13 protein-coding genes and 1 pseudogene are annotated in these 16116 nt (G+C 75.3%); 7 read left to right on the top strand and 7 right to left on the bottom strand.

What is annotated here, in order from left to right; translation table 11 throughout:
• Window positions 1–322 precede the first annotated feature (322 nt).
• The 3 genes from IE271_RS08230 to IE271_RS08220 are packed head-to-tail and all read right to left on the bottom strand — an operon-like array spanning window position 323 to window position 3443.
• A complete protein-coding gene (locus IE271_RS08230) occupies window positions 323–1972 on the bottom strand; it encodes a transporter (RefSeq protein WP_190189519.1) in 1650 nt (549 codons plus the stop codon).
• The gene (locus IE271_RS08225; RefSeq protein ID WP_190189518.1) at window positions 1969–2760 is read right to left on the bottom strand and encodes an ABC transporter ATP-binding protein; all 792 of its coding nucleotides are present in this window, start codon (window positions 2758–2760) and stop codon (window positions 1969–1971) included. Before IE271_RS08225 ends, IE271_RS08230 begins: the two co-directional genes overlap by 4 nt.
• A 35-nt stretch (window positions 2761–2795) precedes the next feature.
• Window positions 2796–3443, bottom strand: coding sequence for a bifunctional DNA primase/polymerase (locus tag IE271_RS08220; protein ID WP_190189517.1), 648 nt, complete (start codon window positions 3441–3443; stop codon window positions 2796–2798).
• Window positions 3444–3792: 349 nt separating this feature from the next.
• On the opposite strand from IE271_RS08220, the gene IE271_RS08215 reads away from it, so the two are divergent.
• Together IE271_RS08215 and IE271_RS08210 are read left to right on the top strand one after the other, a co-directional pair.
• Window positions 3793–5178 carry an NsdA family TPR-like regulatory protein gene (locus IE271_RS08215; RefSeq protein ID WP_190189516.1) on the top strand — a complete coding sequence of 462 codons (1386 nt, stop codon included), beginning with the start codon at window positions 3793–3795 and terminating at the stop codon, window positions 5176–5178.
• Between the two features lie 242 nt (window positions 5179–5420).
• The gene (locus tag IE271_RS08210; RefSeq protein WP_190189515.1) at window positions 5421–7022 is read left to right on the top strand and encodes a hypothetical protein; all 1602 of its coding nucleotides are present in this window, start codon (window positions 5421–5423) and stop codon (window positions 7020–7022) included.
• Between the two features lie 61 nt (window positions 7023–7083).
• On the opposite strand, the pseudogene IE271_RS08205 reads toward IE271_RS08210, so the two are convergent.
• Window positions 7084–7773, bottom strand: a pseudogene (locus IE271_RS08205) (ABC transporter substrate-binding protein); the annotation flags it as partial.
• A 172-nt stretch (window positions 7774–7945) separates the two neighbouring features.
• Between IE271_RS08205 and IE271_RS08200 the strand changes: the two are divergent.
• Together IE271_RS08200 and purU are read left to right on the top strand one after the other, a co-directional pair.
• Window positions 7946–8392 (top strand): SCO4402 family protein, encoded by a 447-nt coding sequence (locus tag IE271_RS08200; protein WP_190189617.1) that lies wholly within the window; start codon window positions 7946–7948, stop codon window positions 8390–8392.
• A 99-nt stretch (window positions 8393–8491) separates the two neighbouring features.
• Window positions 8492–9376 carry a formyltetrahydrofolate deformylase gene (purU, locus tag IE271_RS08195; RefSeq protein WP_190189513.1) on the top strand — a complete coding sequence of 295 codons (885 nt, stop codon included), beginning with the start codon at window positions 8492–8494 and terminating at the stop codon, window positions 9374–9376.
• A 151-nt stretch (window positions 9377–9527) separates the two neighbouring features.
• Here purU and IE271_RS08190 read toward each other — a convergent pair whose 3' ends face one another.
• Together IE271_RS08190 and IE271_RS08185 are read right to left on the bottom strand one after the other, a co-directional pair.
• Window positions 9528–10871: a zf-HC2 domain-containing protein gene (locus IE271_RS08190; RefSeq protein WP_229919192.1), complete on the bottom strand. Its 1344-nt coding sequence runs from the start codon at window positions 10869–10871 to the stop codon at window positions 9528–9530.
• Window positions 10868–11452: an RNA polymerase sigma factor gene (locus tag IE271_RS08185; RefSeq protein WP_190189512.1), complete on the bottom strand. Its 585-nt coding sequence runs from the start codon at window positions 11450–11452 to the stop codon at window positions 10868–10870. Before IE271_RS08185 ends, IE271_RS08190 begins: the two co-directional genes overlap by 4 nt.
• A 360-nt stretch (window positions 11453–11812) precedes the next feature.
• On the opposite strand from IE271_RS08185, the gene IE271_RS08180 reads away from it, so the two are divergent.
• From IE271_RS08180 to IE271_RS08170, 3 genes are all read left to right on the top strand, one after another.
• Window positions 11813–12187, top strand: a complete 375-nt coding sequence (locus IE271_RS08180) for an STAS domain-containing protein (RefSeq protein WP_190189511.1) — start codon at window positions 11813–11815, stop codon at window positions 12185–12187.
• Between the two features lie 285 nt (window positions 12188–12472).
• Window positions 12473–12985, top strand: a complete 513-nt coding sequence (locus IE271_RS08175) for an EF-hand domain-containing protein (protein WP_190189510.1) — start codon at window positions 12473–12475, stop codon at window positions 12983–12985.
• Window positions 12986–13689: 704 nt separating this feature from the next.
• A complete protein-coding gene (locus IE271_RS08170; RefSeq protein WP_373308732.1) occupies window positions 13690–14241 on the top strand; it encodes an ATP-binding protein in 552 nt (183 codons plus the stop codon).
• Window positions 14242–15008: 767 nt separating this feature from the next.
• Here the strand turns inward: IE271_RS08170 and IE271_RS08165 are convergent.
• Entirely contained in the window at window positions 15009–16115 is a 1107-nt protein-coding gene (locus IE271_RS08165) for a GlxA family transcriptional regulator (RefSeq protein ID WP_190189509.1), read from the bottom strand.
• Window position 16116: the final 1 nt, after the last annotated feature.

Genomic DNA, 16116 nt, shown 5'->3' with positions numbered 1-16116 from the left:
GAGGCACACGAGAAGGGAGGTGGTTCGGCAGATGTATGAATACCGGACGCGTGAGGTGGCTGCGGGCTAGCGGCTCGTCACCACACCGAGTGCGGTGCCGGACCAGCGCGTGATCGGAGCGCGCAGCCGGCCCAATCCCAAGCAGTCACCCGGCCCGTGGGCTCGCCGGTACGTCCGGCCGGCTCTCCTCCTCGGAGGGGACCTGAGCCCACGGGCTGTCCGCGTCTCCACGGCCCCGCGCCCCCCGTCACGCCCCTCGCGGCCTGCCCGCACCCGGTGACGGCGGCGTCGTCCGGCCGTTCCCCCGGGGACGCTCCTCACGTCACCCCTTGCTGACCGCCGCCAGGATCTCCGGCAGCCGCCGGGCCGTGCGCGGCGCCGCGAGGCGCAGCCCGGCGTACGCGACCAGCGCCCCGTAGGCGGTGCCCAGCGGCAGCGTCAGCCACGCCCAGCGGTCGCCCCCGGAGGCCACGTTCTGCCAGATCACCAGAGCGATCACGGGCGAGCACAGCAGCGCCGCCGCGACCATCCCGCCGAAGACCGAGATCCAGGCGAGCCCCGCCTGCCCCGGGACCACGTTCTTGTGGCCCTCCTGCGGGATCGAGTACGGGAAGAGCGCCGAGGACCAGGCGCCGGTGGCGAGCATCGCGCCGAGGAGCGCGAACGACAGGCCCAGCACCTGGGGCAGCGCGTGCCAGTCGCCGATCAGCGCCGTCGTCGCCACGGTCACCAGCGCCGCGTACGGCAGGGTGATCACCAGCAGGGCCAGCGCGCGGGCGCGCAGCTCCACGTAGGCGTCCCGGGTGGAGGAGATCGTCAGGGCGACCATCCAGAACGCGGACGTGTCCTGGCCGAACTGGTTGTACATCTGGATGCCGAGCATGCCCGCGGCGAAGCACGCGAAGTAGAGGGAGCCGGTGCCCTGCAGCGCGTTGAACAGCGGCACGATCAGCCCGATCGCCAGCGACGTGACCCACGCCGCCTTCGTCTTCGGGTCGCGCCACACGTAGCGCAGGCTGCGCTCCATGACCGTGCCGGTGCGGCCCGCGGGGAGCAGCCGCGCCAGGCCGGCGGAGCGGCCGGTCCGGCCGCGGTCGGCCCCGGCGGGCTGGAGCGTCGAGCCGTCCGGGGAGGTCATCAGGCGGGTCAGGCTGCGCTGCCAGGCCCCCAGCAGGGCCAGCAGGGCCAGCAGGGCCAGGCCGAGCTGGATCGCCGCCGCGCCGTACGCCCCGTCGCCCGCCGAGTCCACCGCGCCGATCGCCGAGGCGGGCGGCACCCAGCGCAGCACGCCGGCGACCGGGTCGAGCGGGTCGAGTCCGGCCGAACCCAGCCGCTGCGCGCCGAAGTTGACCACCTGCGCGCCGACGGCGATCAGCAGGCCGCTCAGGACGGCGAGGTCGCGGCCCCTGCGGCTGGTGAGCAGCCGCACGTTGGCCGCCGCCACGGTCCGGGCCAGGGCCACGCAGCCGAGCAGCGCCAGCACGAGGGCCGGCACGGCGACGGCGTACGCGGCCGGGCCGTGCGCCACCGCGGCCACCGAACCGGCCAGCAGGCACAGCGTGAACAGCGGTCCGATGCCCACCAGGGAGGCGGCGAGCAGCGCGCGCACGAGCGGGCGCGGGCGCAGCGGCAGCATCACGAGGCGGCTCGGGTCCAGGGTCTCGTCGCCGCCCGGGAAGAACAGCGGCATCACGGCCCAGCCGAGCGCGAGGACGGCCACGAGCAGCACGGTCACGGTCGCCGCGTGGGCGGTGCCGCGCAGCGCGACCAGGCCGATGAGCTGGAGCGCGGCGAAGAGCAGCACCACGACCACGGAGGTGAGGTAGGCGGCGCGCCGCCCGGCCGACTGGCGCAGCCCGTTGCGCAGCAGCGACAGCTTCAGGCGCACGAGGACGGGGGTGACGGAGGTGGCGGGGGCAGGGGCGGGGGAGGCGGCGGGGACGCCGGGTCCGGTTCCGGTCGCGGCGCTCACCGGTCACCGCCGCCCAGCCAGTCGAGGTCGTGCCCGGCGTCGCGGCCGTGCGCGCCGACGAGTTCGAGGAAGGCCCGCTGCAGCGAGGGGGCGTCGCCGCGCACCTCGGCCAGCGGCCCGTGGGCGCGGATGCGGCCCGCGGCCAGCACGGCCACCCAGTCGCACAGCGACTCGACGAGCTCCATGACGTGGGAGGAGAAGACGACGGTCGCGCCGGAGGCGGTGTAACGCTCCAGGACGCCGCGGATGGTCTGCGCGGAGACCGGGTCGACGCCCTCGAACGGCTCGTCCAGGAAGAGGACTTCGGGGTTGTGCAGCAGCGCGGCGGCGAGGCCGATCTTCTTGCGCATGCCCGTCGAGTAGTCGACGACGAGCTTGTGCTGGGCGCCGGCGAGGTCCAGTACGTCGAGGAGCTGGGTGGCCCGCTTGTCGACCTCGGCGCCGGGCAGGCCCCGCAACCGCCCGGTGTAGCCGAGGAGTTCGCGTCCCGAGAGCCGCTCGAACAGCCGCAGGCCCTCGGGCAGCACCCCGATCCGGGCCTTGACCTGCGCCGGGTCGCGCCACACGTCGTGGCCGACGACCTCCACGGTGCCCCGGTCGGGCCGGAGCAGCCCGGTCACCATCGACAACGTGGTGGTCTTCCCGGCGCCGTTGGGCCCCACGAGGCCGATGAAGCGCCCGGCGGGCAGCTCCAGGTCGATCCCCGCGACGGCGACCTGCTCGCCGAACCGCTTCCAGAGCCCCTCCACCCGTACGGCCACCCCGCCCACCCCTGCTCCCTCCGTCATGCGATGCACGATACGGGGGCGGCTCCGGGCGCGTCTCAGCGGCGCGCGTCGCGCCCGCACGCGTAGACGAGCGGCGCGATCAGCTCCTCGGCGTCGGGCAGCCAGCGGTTGGCCGGAGTGGGGCGGCGGGCCCACTGCACCGCGCCGCGTCCCCCGAAGCGGGTCGGCGGCGCCGCCACGTACGCGCCCTCGCCGAGGGTGGTCAGGTCGAGGGCGGCGGGCGTGCGGCCCAGCGCGCGGACGAGGTCGGGGACCTTGGCCGCGGCACCGGGCAGGACGAAGAACTGCATCCGTCTGTCCGGGGTGCAGGTGACCGGACCGATCGTCAGGTCCAGGCGCTCCATGCGGGCGAGGGCGAGGAAGCCGGCCGCCTCGGGGACGTCGACGGCGTCGAACGTGCGCCCCGTCGGCAGCAGGATCGACGCCGCGGGCCGCTGCTCCCACAGGCGGCGCGCGACCGTCGCGCTGCCCGTCGCCTGGTCCGCCCAGTCGTCGTGCGCCGGGTGCGCCCCCGGAGCCGCGCACTCCGCGTCGCCGCACGAGCAGCGCTGCACACCGCCGACGGTCTCCAGCCACGTGCCCGCGAGGACCTCCCAGTGGCGCTCCTCGACATACCGCACGGCGGTGTCCGGCCGTGCTTCGGTCCGCTGCGCCGGGATCCGCGCGGCCTCGGTGCTCGTCATGGTCTCCTCCACGGTGGTCTCAACTCCCGCCGCCACCCCGGGTTACGGTTCGCGCGTGCGCGGGGGAGGGGCACCGAATCCGCATGTGGGGCGCATGGGTGCATGGGTGGGGGCGCGCGGGAGGAACGGCAGCGGGCACCGGGTAGCCACGTACGGGGTCCGGGCGCCCGCCCTTACCCCGGCAATCCTCGCATGTCCCGCATCTTCGATTTGTCGGCGGGGCATTGATCTTCAAGGCCGGATCCTACGGTGCCCGCGCGGTCCGCGCGGAGCCCACGCACCGGGGGCCGCCGTGAAGGACACGACAACTCGGTGCGTGGGCAGGCACCGCAGCCACAGGGGGTACGCCATGGCCGCAAGGCCTCTCGTAGCGCGACAGCCGAACGAACGGCTGCAGGCGCTCATCCAGGAAGCCGGCTGCTCGAACGCCGGACTGGCCCGCAGGGTCAACATGTGCGGCGCCGAGCACGGCCTCGACCTGCGGTACGACAAGACGTCCGTGGCGCGCTGGCTGCGCGGGCAGCAGCCGCGCGGCCGGGCGCCCGCCGTCATCGCCGAGGCGCTGGGCCGCAAGCTCGGCCGCACGGTCACCATCGACGAGATCGGGATGGCCAACGGCAAGAACCTCGCCTCGGGCGTGGGCCTCCAGTTCTCGCCGACCGTACTGGGGGCCATCGAGCAGGTCTGCGAGCTGTGGCGCAGCGACGTGGGGCGGCGGGACTTCCTGTCCGGCTCCTCGGTCGCCGCGTCCGCGCTGGTCGAGCCCAGCCGCGACTGGCTGATCTCCGTACCGGACTCGCAGGTCGCGCGCTCGGCGGGGCCCCGGGTCGGGCCGTCCGACGTGGCGGCGGTGCGCGCGATGACGCAGTCCCTGGTCGAACTCGACCACCAGTACGGCAGCGGGCACGTGCGCCCGGTGGTCGTGCACTACCTCAACAGCGTGGTCTCCGGGCTGCTCGCCGGCTCCTACCGGGAGGCGATCGGGCGCGAGCTGTTCGCCGCGGTCGCCCGGCTGACCGAGCTGGCCGGGTACATGGCCGTCGACACCGGGCAGCCGGGGCTCGCGCAGCGGTACTACATCCAGGCGCTGCGGCTCGCGCAGGCCGCGGGCGACCGCGGCTACGGCGGCTACGTGCTGGCCGCGTCGATGAGCCACCTCGCCGCCCAGCTCGGCAACCCGCGCGAGATCGCGCAGCTGGCGCGGGCGGCGCAGGAGGGCGCGCGCGGCCGGGTGACGCCGCGCGCGGAGGCGATGTTCCTCGCCGCCGAGGCGCGCGGGCACGCGCTGATGGGCGACGCGCGGGCGGCGCAGTCCGCGTCCGGCCGGGCCGTCGCCGCGCTCGAACAGGCCGATCCGGACTCCGGGGACGACCCGCAGTGGATCGCCCACTTCGACGAGGCGTACCTGGCCGACGAACTGGCGCACTGCCACCGCGACCTGGGGCAGGCCCAGGCCGCCGCGCGGTGCGCCGAGGACTCCCTGGCCGGGCACCCGGAGTCGCGGGCGCGCCGCCGGGCGATCGGCTACCTGCTCCTCGCCACCGCGCAGGTGCAGCAGCGCGAGGTGGAACAGGCCTGCCACACGGGTCTGAAGGCCGTCGAACTGCTCTCGACGCTGCGCTCCGACCGCGGGGCGGAGTACCTGGAGGACTTCCAGCAGCGGCTGGAGCCGTACCGGAACGAGACCGTCGTACGGGACTTCGGCGCGCGGCTGGAGCTGCGGGCCGCGGCGTGAGGGCAGGACGGGGCCCCCGCGCGTGCGCGCGGGGGCCCCGTCGCGTCCCGCGGGCCTCCGCCCGAACGCCGGGTGAACACGGGCGTCCGGCGAGGTCACCGGGCACGCGGCCCCGACTGCGGCGCCCGGCGCGGTGACGCATGGGGCGGCCGTCGCGTCCCGAGGCGCGTGGCACGGTGTCCGGAGGACCCGGTAGCGTACACCGACGGTTGCGAAGGTCCCCCCCATGTGTAGGAGTTCCGGTGACGCAGAACGGACAGGGCGAGCAGCCCTCGGCGCGCCCCGCGCGCGAAGGCATCGTGCTCCCGTCCGACGGCGGTGAGCCCCTGCTCCCGGGCCAGTTGGGCGACGCGGCCGCCCCGGCCGGCGACCGGGCCTGGAACGGGGCCTGGGGGCCGGAGCGGGAGCCGGAGCCCCCGGCCGCGCAGCCCGGGTACGGGGGCTGGGCCACGCCCTCGGCGGGCGCCGGCTGGAGCGCGGACGCCCAGGGCGGCCGGTACGACGGACAGGGCGGACAGTACGGGTACGCCCAGGGGGACCAGTACGGCGAGCAGCCACGGCAGCAGGGGTACGCGCAGGGCGCCGCGGACCCCTCGTACGGCGTGGACACGAGCGTTCCGCGGCAGCCGGGCGGCGCGCACGACGCCTTCGGGTACGGGACGCCGGGCGCGGGGCACTCGGCGCCGATGCCGCCCGCCCGGGGCCAGGACCGGCCGGGTCCTGGCCCCCTGCCGCCCGCCGCGCCCGCGGAGGAGGCGGCGACCCAGTACCTGCCGCCGGTCGCCCCGTCCGCCGCGGACGAGGCCGCCACGCAGTACATACCCCCGGTCGGCCCCGGCGCGCTGCCGCCCGAGATGCCGGCCTCCGACCCGGCGGGACACCCCGGGCAGGCGCCGCAGGGCGGTCCCGGCCCGATGCCCGGCGTCGGCGACCCCGACGCGCAGGCCACGCAGTACCTGCCGCCGGTGCCCGGGCAGCCGCAGGCCGCGGCCCCCTACGGGGCGGGCGCCGCGGCGTCCGGCGAGCGGCAGCCGCCCGCCGAGTTCGACAACCTCTTCCGCTCGGACGCCCCGGACGGCGCGGCGGGCTCCACCCAGCAGATGCCCCGCTACGACGCGCGGGCGCCCCACGGCGCGGGCGCCCCCGGTGCTCCGGGCGCCCCCGGCGGGCGGGCCGCCCGCCACGGCGCGGGCGACGGCGGCCGCGGCCGCGGCGGGCGCACCGGCTCGCGCGTGCCCCTCATCGCCGCCGCCGGCATCGGCATCGTCGTGCTCGGCCTCGGCGCGGGCGCCCTGCTGAGCGGCGGCGGTGAGGACGACGGCTCCGACAGCAAGACGGTCTCGGCCACCGCGCCCGCCCCGGAGGAGTCGGCCTCCGCGTCCGCCGACCCGGCGAAGGAGCAGGCCGTCGCGTTGGACGAGCTCCTCGCGGACAGCGGTGCCAGCCGCAGCTCGGTGATCGAAGCGGTCGCCGACGTCAAGAAGTGCGACAACCTCGACCAGGCGGCCGCCGACCTGCGCGACGCCGCGCAGCAGCGCAACGACCTGGTCACCCGCCTCTCCGGACTGAAGGTCGACCGACTGCCGGACCACGAGGCGCTGACCGCCGCGCTCACCGGCGCCTGGAAGGCCTCCGCCTCGGCGGACACGCACTACGCGGCCTGGGCCGACGAGGTCGGCCGGAAGAAGGGCTGCCACAAGGGCCAGGCCCGCGCCACCAAGGAGGCCCAGCGGGGCAACGCCGCCTCGGGCACCGCGAGCGCGCAGAAGACCAAGGCCGCCGGGCTGTGGAACGCCATCGCCCGCACCTACGGGCTGACGGAGCGCGACGCCGCGCAGCTGTGACGCGTCGGGACGCCGGCCGGGGGCGGGTCCCTCAGCCGGCGCTCTCCAGCAGCTCCGCCACGTTGTACTCCGTGGCGTCGTCGGCGGCCCGCTGGTCCAGCGCCGCTGGGTGGCCGCCCGCGGTCGGGCCCGCGTCGAGCAGCACCGGCAGGTCGTCGCCCGCGACGGTGTCGGGGCGGATCAGGGCGACGGGCCCGCACTCCCCGGCGAGCTGCCTGCCCAGGCCCGCGAAGAGCGCGGGCCTGCCGCCGTTGACCGGGTACGACAGCGGGCTGGTGAACTCGTCCTCGGTGACCCCGAAGCCCCCCAGGTACGGGATGCCCGCGGCCTCCAGCGGGGAGAGGAAGGCGCGGCTGTGCCGGCTGTAGGAGCCGACGACGGCCGTGACGTCCTCCTGGACCGCGCGCTGCGCGCAGGCCGCGGCGCTCACGGTGTCGTCGTGGTCGTTGCAGGTGATCACCCTCAGCTCGCGGCCGCCGATGCCGCCGTCCGCGTTGATCCAGCGCGCGTACGCCTGGGCCATCGCCGGCATGCCGGGCATGTCGGCGGTCCGGGTGTGCTGCGGGGCCCAGGTCATGACGGTGACGGGGCCGTCCCCGGAGCCACCCGGCACACCGGGGACGACCCCGCACCCGGCGGTCAGGGACGCGCACACCGCCATCGCCCCCGCGGCGAGCACGCCCGCTCCGGCGGAGCGCGCGGGGCCGGGGAGGACGGAACGGACGGAACGGGTACGTCGCCTGCCGGTCATGGAACCGCACGATTCCGCCGCGTCGCCAACCGCGGTGTGACCGGGTTCCGACGCTCGGTGACGGGAGGGTGAATCGCGGGGTCCGGTGCGGGGCCTTCGCGGGGGAAACGTACGATCGTGGACCGTGCAAGGTTCGGAGAACTCTTCCCGTCGCGGCCGTCGCTCCTCCACCATGGGCGGCATGCCGCTCAACGACATGCCGTGGTGGCGCTGGCGCAGCAACGTGCGCTCCGCGCTGCACATGCTCTCCGACCCGGTCTTCCAGCGGGAGGTCTGGCTCGCGGGCGTCGACGGCTACGGTGACGTCACCGACGCCGTGTACCGCCTCGTCGAGGACACCTGGCTCGACAACTGGTCCGCCGAGAAGTACGTGGGGACGATCTTCCGCGACTCGCAGGAGGCCGCCCTCGTCGACACCGCGGTGCTGCGGGTGCTGCGGATCATGCACCAGGTGGGCCCGGACGCCCCCGTCTCCGCCTACCTGGACCACCACGGCTGGCCGGAGGCGGTGCGGGCCGCGCGCGACGCGCACCTGCGGATGGCGGCGAGCGACGGCGAGGACCCGGAGGCCCCGCCGCGGACCCTCGGCGAACTGCAGCTGCTGACCCGCCCGGCCTAGGCGGGGTCGCGCCGCCGGACGGGTCCGTCCCGGCGTCCCGGCCGGTCCGCCGATCGGGACGGCCGCCCGCACCGCGGCCGCGTATGCGATTCTGGCGGGATGAACGAGCAGTCCGTCCGCGGGGCAGCGCCCGCCGCCGAGCAGTACGTCCTCACCCTCTCCTGCCCCGACAAGCAGGGCATCGTGCACGCCGTGTCGAGCTACCTCTTCATGACCGGCTGCAACATCGAGGACAGTCAGCAGTTCGGCGACCACGACACGGGACTGTTCTTCATGCGGGTGCACTTCTCCGCGGAGTCCCCGGTGGACGTCGACAAGCTGCGCGCGAGCTTCGCGGCCGTCGGCGACTCCTTCCGGATGGACTGGCAGATCCACCGCGCCGACGAGCGGATGCGGGTCGTGCTCATGGTCAGCAAATTCGGGCACTGCCTGAACGACCTGCTGTTCCGGGCCGGCACCGGCGCGCTGCCGGTGGAGATCGTGGCCGTGGTGTCCAACCACACCGACTTCGCGGAGCTCGTCGCCTCCTACGACATCCCCTTCCACCACATCCCGGTCACCAAGGACAACAAGCCGGAGGCCGAGGCCCGGCTCCTGGAGCTGGTGCGCGGCGAGAACGTGGAGCTGGTCGTGCTCGCCCGCTACATGCAGGTGCTCTCGGACGACCTGTGCAAGCAGCTCAGCGGCCGGATCATCAACATCCACCACTCCTTCCTGCCGAGCTTCAAGGGCGCCAAGCCCTACCACCAGGCGCACGCCCGCGGGGTGAAGCTGATCGGCGCCACCGCCCACTACGTGACGGCGGACCTCGACGAGGGCCCGATCATCGAGCAGGAGGTCGAGCGCGTCGGCCACCAGGTCACGCCGGAGCAGCTGGTCGCCGTCGGCCGGGACGTGGAGTGCCAGGCGCTGGCCCGCGCGGTCAAGTGGCACGCGGAGCGCCGCATCCTGCTCAACGGGCGGCGCACGGTCGTCTTCGACTGAGGAGCGCCCGGCCCGACCGGGGCGCGCCCGGCTCCGTACGGCGCCCCGGGAGTGCCGCCCCGCGCCCGTCCCGTACGGAGGCCGGGGAGCCCGTCGCCCCGTACCCGTCCCGTACGGAGGCCGGGGAGCCGTCGTCCCGCGCCCGGGCGGCCTACATCCTGCTGAGCGACGCCGTCGCCAGCAGGACGTCCCTGATCGCCTGCCGGTCGCCGTCCAGGCCCGCGGGCGCCTCCTCGGGGGCGAGGTGGCCGGCGGCGAGCCGGCAGAACTCCACCCCGTCCAGGGCGATGTGGGCGACCTCGCGCGTCGCGGCGGCGGGCGCGTCCGGCGCGTCCAGCGGCACGAGCCACTCGCCGCCGCCCGAGCCCTCGATCTCCAGCCGCACGCTGCGGCCCGGCGCCGCTGTGCCGGCCGGCGCCCCGAGCCCCGCCCGCCGCCGGGCGGCCAGCGCGCCCGGCAGCATCCGGGCCGCGAGGTCGATCATGCGGTGCAGATGCCGGGGGGCGGGCGGCTCGTACGGGTAGTCGACGGCGGACGCGATGTCCTCGGCGTGCACCCAGCACTCGAAGGCCCGGTCCAGCATCGCGTCGCGCAGCGGCAGCTCGAAGGCGCCGTAGGACACCGGCAGCAGCCCGGCGCCGCCGCCCGCGAAGGACACCGTGCGCACGAGGTCGTGGCTCTGCTCGCGCCAGGGGCCGCGCACGGAGCGGGTCGGCGGCAGCCGCGAGGCGCGCCAGTACGCCTCGGTGCGCTCGGCCGGGCCCGCGTCGGGGGGCGGCTCGCCGGGCGGCACCGCGAGACCGAGGGCCTGCGCGACCAGCCCGTCGACCGCCAGCAGATGGGCGATGACCCCGGCCACGGTGGTGCGGCGGTCCGTGGGTGCCGTGCCGTCGAACCAGCGCAGCCGTACCGGCGCGTGCCACTCGCCGTCGCCGATGTCCTGCAGCAGCGCGTCGAGCCGGGCGGTCTCCGCGTCGTACGCGGTGGCCCACTCGGGCACGGGGATGCGCGGCGGGCGCCGGTCGAGGCAGTTCTCCAGGACCCGGGTGCGCAGGACGGGGTCCAGGTCCAGGCTCTCCGGCGGGTGCAGCAGGCCGACCGCCTCGCGCAGCCGCCGCGCCTCGTCCGCGCACGCGCCGCAGAAGCCGAGGTGCTCCTCGACGGCCGCCGTCTCCTCCGGCGGGCAGGCCGCCAGCGCCCACGCGCCGAGCAGCGTCTTGAGCACCCGGTGCGCCATGACGGGCGGGGCGGGCGGCGGCTCGGGCAGCGGCAGGCCCGTGTCCTCCACGGAGGAGCGCGGCATCGGTATGCGGGGCGGCTCGTGGTGCGGCGGGCCGCCGTTCTCCGGCCCCGGGCCGTTCTCCGGTCCCGGGGGGCCGCCGGACCGGTCGGGGCCCCGCCCCCCGTCCTTCCCGAACCGCCCGCCGCGCGCCCCGTCCCCGCCGCCCTCGTCGTCGTGGCCGTCGTACGCCCCGAAGCGTCCGGCGTCGCTCACCGCGCACCTCCTCCGTGTTCGGGAGGCGTACCGGAGGGACCGACGTCGTGCGCGGTGGACAGCAGCTGGAGGCCCAGGCGCAGCCGGCGGCGGGCCTCGTCCTCGGTGACGCCGAGGTCGGCGGCGGTCTGCCGGTAGTCGCGGCGCTCGAAGTAGGCCAGCTCCAGGGCCGCGCGCAGCGGGGCGGGCATGGAGGTCACGATGTAGTCGGCGCGGGCCGCGACCGAGGCGTGCCGCACCTTGCGCTCCAGTTCCTCCGTCGAACCCGGTCCGCCCTCGGCGAGCGCCGCGGTCTCGGTGCGGCGCAGGCGCTGCACGGCCAGCCGGTGGGTCAGCGTGGCCACCCAGGAGCGCAGCGGCCCCTGTCTCGGGTCGTAGGCCTCGGGGTTCTCCCAGACGCGGGCGAAGACCTCACGGGTGACGGCGTCGGCGGCCCGCTCGTCGTCGAGCACGCGGTGGGCGAGACCGTGCACGAGCGAAGCGAACCGGTCGTAGAACTCACCCAGAGCGGCCGCCTCCCCGCGCGCCAGCCGCTGCTGCATCTTGCGGTCCCAGCGGGGCGGTGCGTCGTGCCTCTCCATACGGCCCCCTCGCCCCTGTCCGTACCCGGCGCCCATCGCCTGTGCACCGGATTCTCGTCCCCGGCTTCCTCCCGAATGTAGTCGGCACCACTGACGGCGCACGCCCCTTTGTGGCAATGCACGCCCCAGGAGGCGGTGCGGATGGTAGTGACCACCGCGCGCTGCGTCCGCCTCTACCCGGTCCGGTCCCGATCAGGCGTGACCGGAACGCACCGCGTCGGACGGAACGAGCCCGTCAGACGTGTGTTCCCGTTCGGGATCCGGTGTTTCATGAGGGAAGCGATCGGGCAGCGGCGCAGAAAGGATGCGTAGGGGGAGCTTCCGTTTCCTGGTCCTCATCGTCGACGAGAGGGATGGTGCGTGGCGTTCACAGTGACCGACGACGAACGGGCGGGGTGGGCCGTCCTGCGGGTCTCCGGCGAGATGGACCTGATGACGTCACCGCTGCTGCGCCAGCGGGTGCACGACGCCGTGGCCGACGGGCGCCGCAGTCTCGTCCTGGACCTGTCGGGCGTCCTCTTCTGCGACTCCAGCGGCGTCGGGGTCCTCGTCGCCACCCGCAGGCTGATCCGTTCCTGCCGGGGGGAACTGCGGCTGATCCTGCCCGCGCAGGGCGCCGTCGACGGCTCGCACGTCAACCGCGTCCTCGCCGCCCTCGGTGTGCGCCGCCTCTTCGAGGTCTACCCGGACGTCGGATCGGCCCTCGACGACGACGTCCGCCCGCTGTCCGCCTGACGTCCGCGCTTCCTCGGGCGAGATCTCTCCGGCCCTCCCGCACGACTCGTCCGCCCGCTCCTCCCGCACGGCTCCGTCTGCCCCGGCCGCCGCCCCCGCATGCCCCGGCGGCGCACGTGATCCGCGTCACGCCGGACGGGCCGATCCCTTGGCCTGCGGCCGTGTCGCCGTCACGGTGTTCCGACGTCCCCGGCACAAGCACTGTTTTGCGCCTCCGGGCGCTCCCCGGCGTCGTACGCTCCGTGCCAAATGCACCCACGTGAAGTAAGGCGGTCCGAAGAAGACATGGTCAGCACCGAGAACGAGCGCAGGATCGCCGCCCGGTTCGCCACCTTCGACCAGGACGGCAACGGCTACATCGACCGCGAGGACTTCAACGCGGCGTCGAAGGCGGTGCTCGCCGAGTTCGGCACCGCGGCCCGCTCCGACAAGGGGCAGGCCCTGTACGCCGGCGCGGAGGCCTTCTGGCAGGGCATGGCGGGCATAGCGGACCGGGACGGCGACCAGCGCATCAGCCGGGGCGAGTTCGTGAACGGGGCGGTCGAGCGGCTGCGGGACAACCCCGGGCGGTTCGCCGAGATCGCCCGCCCCTTCCTGCACGCGGCGCTCGACGTGGCGGACGGCGACGGGGACGGCGCCGCGACCGTCGAGGAGACCGCGCGCGTCCTGAAGGCCCTGGGACTCGACAAGGACGCGGCCGCGGCCGCGGCGGGCACGCTCGACGCGGACGCCGACGGCCGCGTGCGCGAGGAGGAGGCCGTGACCGCCTTCGCCCGTTACTTCACGGTGCCGGAGTAGGCGCAGGGGCGGCGGCTTCCGGCACATGGCCCGAAAAACGTTCCTGCATGCGTGTCCGGGTCCGTTCGCGCACCCTTGCGCGTGCCTCCGGCGTGATCCGCGGGGGAGCGGCCGCGCAACACGCCCGGGCGCGCATGGAGTTCGGGCGGGCCGCCGCGGCCTTCCGGGCGGCCCGGTCCGCCCGTCCCCGCCCGCCGCCGCGCGGGCCGGGGCGTGCCTCCGCGGCCGCTGTGGGCGCCGTGACTCCTGGTACGGCGGTTGCGCGAGTTCCGAACGGACCGAATGTCACGGAACGTGGCATACAGGAATCGCCGAGCGTGATCGCCGGGTGGTGTGCAGGGACGGTTCGTCACGGCATGGAGTCGGTGTCCCGCTCGGGTACCTTGTGGGGAATGCGAGTGGTTGCGAGTGCGAGCCGTCCTGGTGCGGCGCCCGGAGCGGCGCCGGATCGGGCGATGCCCGCCGCTCGCGGGGCAGGAAGCAGCGACGCTCCTGCCTGTTCGACTCCCCGCGGCGAGCGTCGCACAGTATCCCTCATGCGTACTCCTTCGCGCTGGAATATGCCCGAAGCGCTTGTTGAGGTGACTGTACGTCAACCATGCTGTGTCGCAGGGAAATCACGTTCCGTGACCCCTCTTCCGGCCACGAGCGTGGCCCTTGTGAGGCGCGAGGCGATGTGTCCGCCGGTTCGGATGGTGTGAGCGGTGCAGGTGCTTCAAGTGCAGCTGGAGATCCGGCCCGACCCCGCGGAGGTGGGGCGCGCCCGCAAGTGGGCCCGGTCGCGACTCGCCGGCTCGGGGATAGAGGCCGACGAGCCGGTCGCCGAGACCCTCATCCTCCTCGTCTCCGAACTCGTCACCAACGCCGTGGTGCACACCGGCTGCCCGGCCGTGCTGCGGCTGGTGCTGCCGGGCGCCGCAGAGGAGGCGGGCGGGGCGTCGGCCACCGTCCGCCTGGAGGTTGCCGACGCCAGCACGCGCCCGCCGAGCCGGCGCTGTGCCGAGGGCGACGAGACCAGCGGCCGCGGTCTGGCGCTCGTCGACGGCCTCGCCGACCGCTGGGGCTGGAGCACCGAGGGCGCGGGCAAGCGCATCTGGTGCGAGGTGGACCGATGTCCCACCGGGAGCGCGGCGGCGGCGCTGTGCGACCGGCCCCCGGTCTCCTGCGACGCGGCGCCGGCGGCCCGTGAGGGCGCCGTGGCGGTGTACCGCGGCGGCGTGCCCGTCTGCGAAGGGTTCGCGTACGAGGCCGTCTGAGACGGTCCGGACGCGCACGGCCTCCCGGGCGGAGGTGCGGTGGGCCGAGGGTGGCACGGCGAGGGACGGGGCGGTCCCGGGATTCCGGCGGAGAGCGGAACGGCGCGGTCCGGTCCGGGTCCCGGCGGGCGCGATGACGGGCGCGCGGAAAGCGCGGATTTTCTCCCGATGGGGCGGGCGCGGGCCGAATGCGCCGGTCCGTGCTTCCACTGCACGCCCTGACAAAGGGTACCTAAAGGGTGAATGCCCCAACGGGTGTTGACGAAGCGTGTCCGTTTGATCACGCTTGTGTTCAGCGATTCGCCGTGAGGGGACGACGAGGGTTTCGGTGACGGGAGCCCTCGGCGAGTGCGGATCGCGTTCGGCGTCGGCCTCCTCAGGGCCAGGAGGGACGGGGCGGGTACGCCGGAGTCGGATGGCGGCGCGCGGTGCCGTGCTCGGGGCGAGCAGCGGCGCGCCGCCAACCGACCCTCTTCCTCCCCGGAGTCGGCCCCCTTCTTCCGGCCCTCCTCCGGGCCGGTCCTTCTTCGGGTCGCTTTCTCCGTCCGCGGGACGCCTTCGTCCACAGGCTGTGGACGGCGGTGGAGGATCTCCGGGCCGTGTCGGTGCCGTCGCCCGACGCCGTCCCCACGAGCCGCCGCGACGCCTTCTCGGGGCGAGTGCCGTGCTGGGCGGCCGCGGCCGTCGGCGCGCACGCCGAGACCGGCGTGACCCTGACCGCCCTCGGCGCGTGGGACGAGCGACGCCTCACGCGAGCTGACGGCGCGTCAGGCGAAGGTGCCGGCAGCGGCGTTGGCGGAGGGGCCGGCGGAGACGTTGGCCGTGCGGAAGGTGCGGCGGTAGGCGGTGGGGGTGACGCCCAGGGTGGCCTGCAGGTGCTGGCGCATCGACTGGGCGGTGCCGAAACCGCAGTCGCGGGCCACCTGGTCGATCGACAGGCCGGTGGACTCCAGGAGGTGGCGGGCGCGTTCCACGCGCTGCAGCGTGAGCCACTGGCCGGGGCTGACGCCCACCTCCTGGCGGAAGCGGCGGGTGAAGGTGCGGACCGACATGGACTCCTGCGCGGCCATGTCGCGCAGCTGGATCGGCTCGTGCAGCCGGCCGAGCGCCCAGGCGCGGGCGGCGGTCGTGGTGGCGAGCTGCGGCTCGGGCACCGGCCGCTCGATGAACTGCGCCTGGCCGCCGTCGCGGTGCGGGGGCACGACCGTGCGGCGGGCGACCTCGTTGGCGACGGCGGTGCCGTGGTCGCGGCGGACGATGTGGAGGCACAGGTCGATGCCGGCGGCGACGCCGGCGGAGGTCAGCACGTCGCCGTCGTCGACGAAGAGCACGTCCGCGTCGACCCTGACCTTCGGGAAGAGCCGCTGGAAGTGCCCGGCCGAGGCCCAGTGCGTGGTCGCCGGGCGGCCGTCCAGGTGGCCGGCGGCGGCCAGGACGTAGCTGCCGGTGCAGATGGAGACGAGACGGGTGCCGGGGCGGACGCGGGCGAGGGCGGCCGCCAGCTCCTCGGTCAGCACGCCCTCCTCGTGGACCGGCCCGAGCTCGTACGAGGCGGGGACGACGACCGTGTCCGCCTCGGCCAGCGCCTCCGGGCCGTGCGCGACGAGGACGGCGAAGTCGGCGTCCGTGTCCACCGGGCCCGGCGGCCGCACCGAGCAGGTCACGACCTCGTACAGGGGGTGGCCGTCCGGGGTCCTGGCGCGACCGAAGATGCGCTGCGGGATGCCGAGTTCGAAGGGGAGCAGGCCGTCGAGGGCGAGGACGACCACCCGGTGCGGACGCGGCGCGGAGCCCTCGGGGTCCGCAGGGTGCGCGGACTCCGCGGACTCCGCGGGGCGGTCGGGGCTCGTGGGGCGTGCGGCGCTGGAAGCCATG

It is taken from the genome of Streptomyces minutiscleroticus, from assembly GCF_014650875.1.
Lineage (GTDB): Bacteria > Actinomycetota > Actinomycetes > Streptomycetales > Streptomycetaceae > Streptomyces > Streptomyces minutiscleroticus.
The sequence above is the reverse complement of the archived record's forward strand: the minus strand, read 5'-3'. Positions and strand labels throughout refer to the sequence as shown.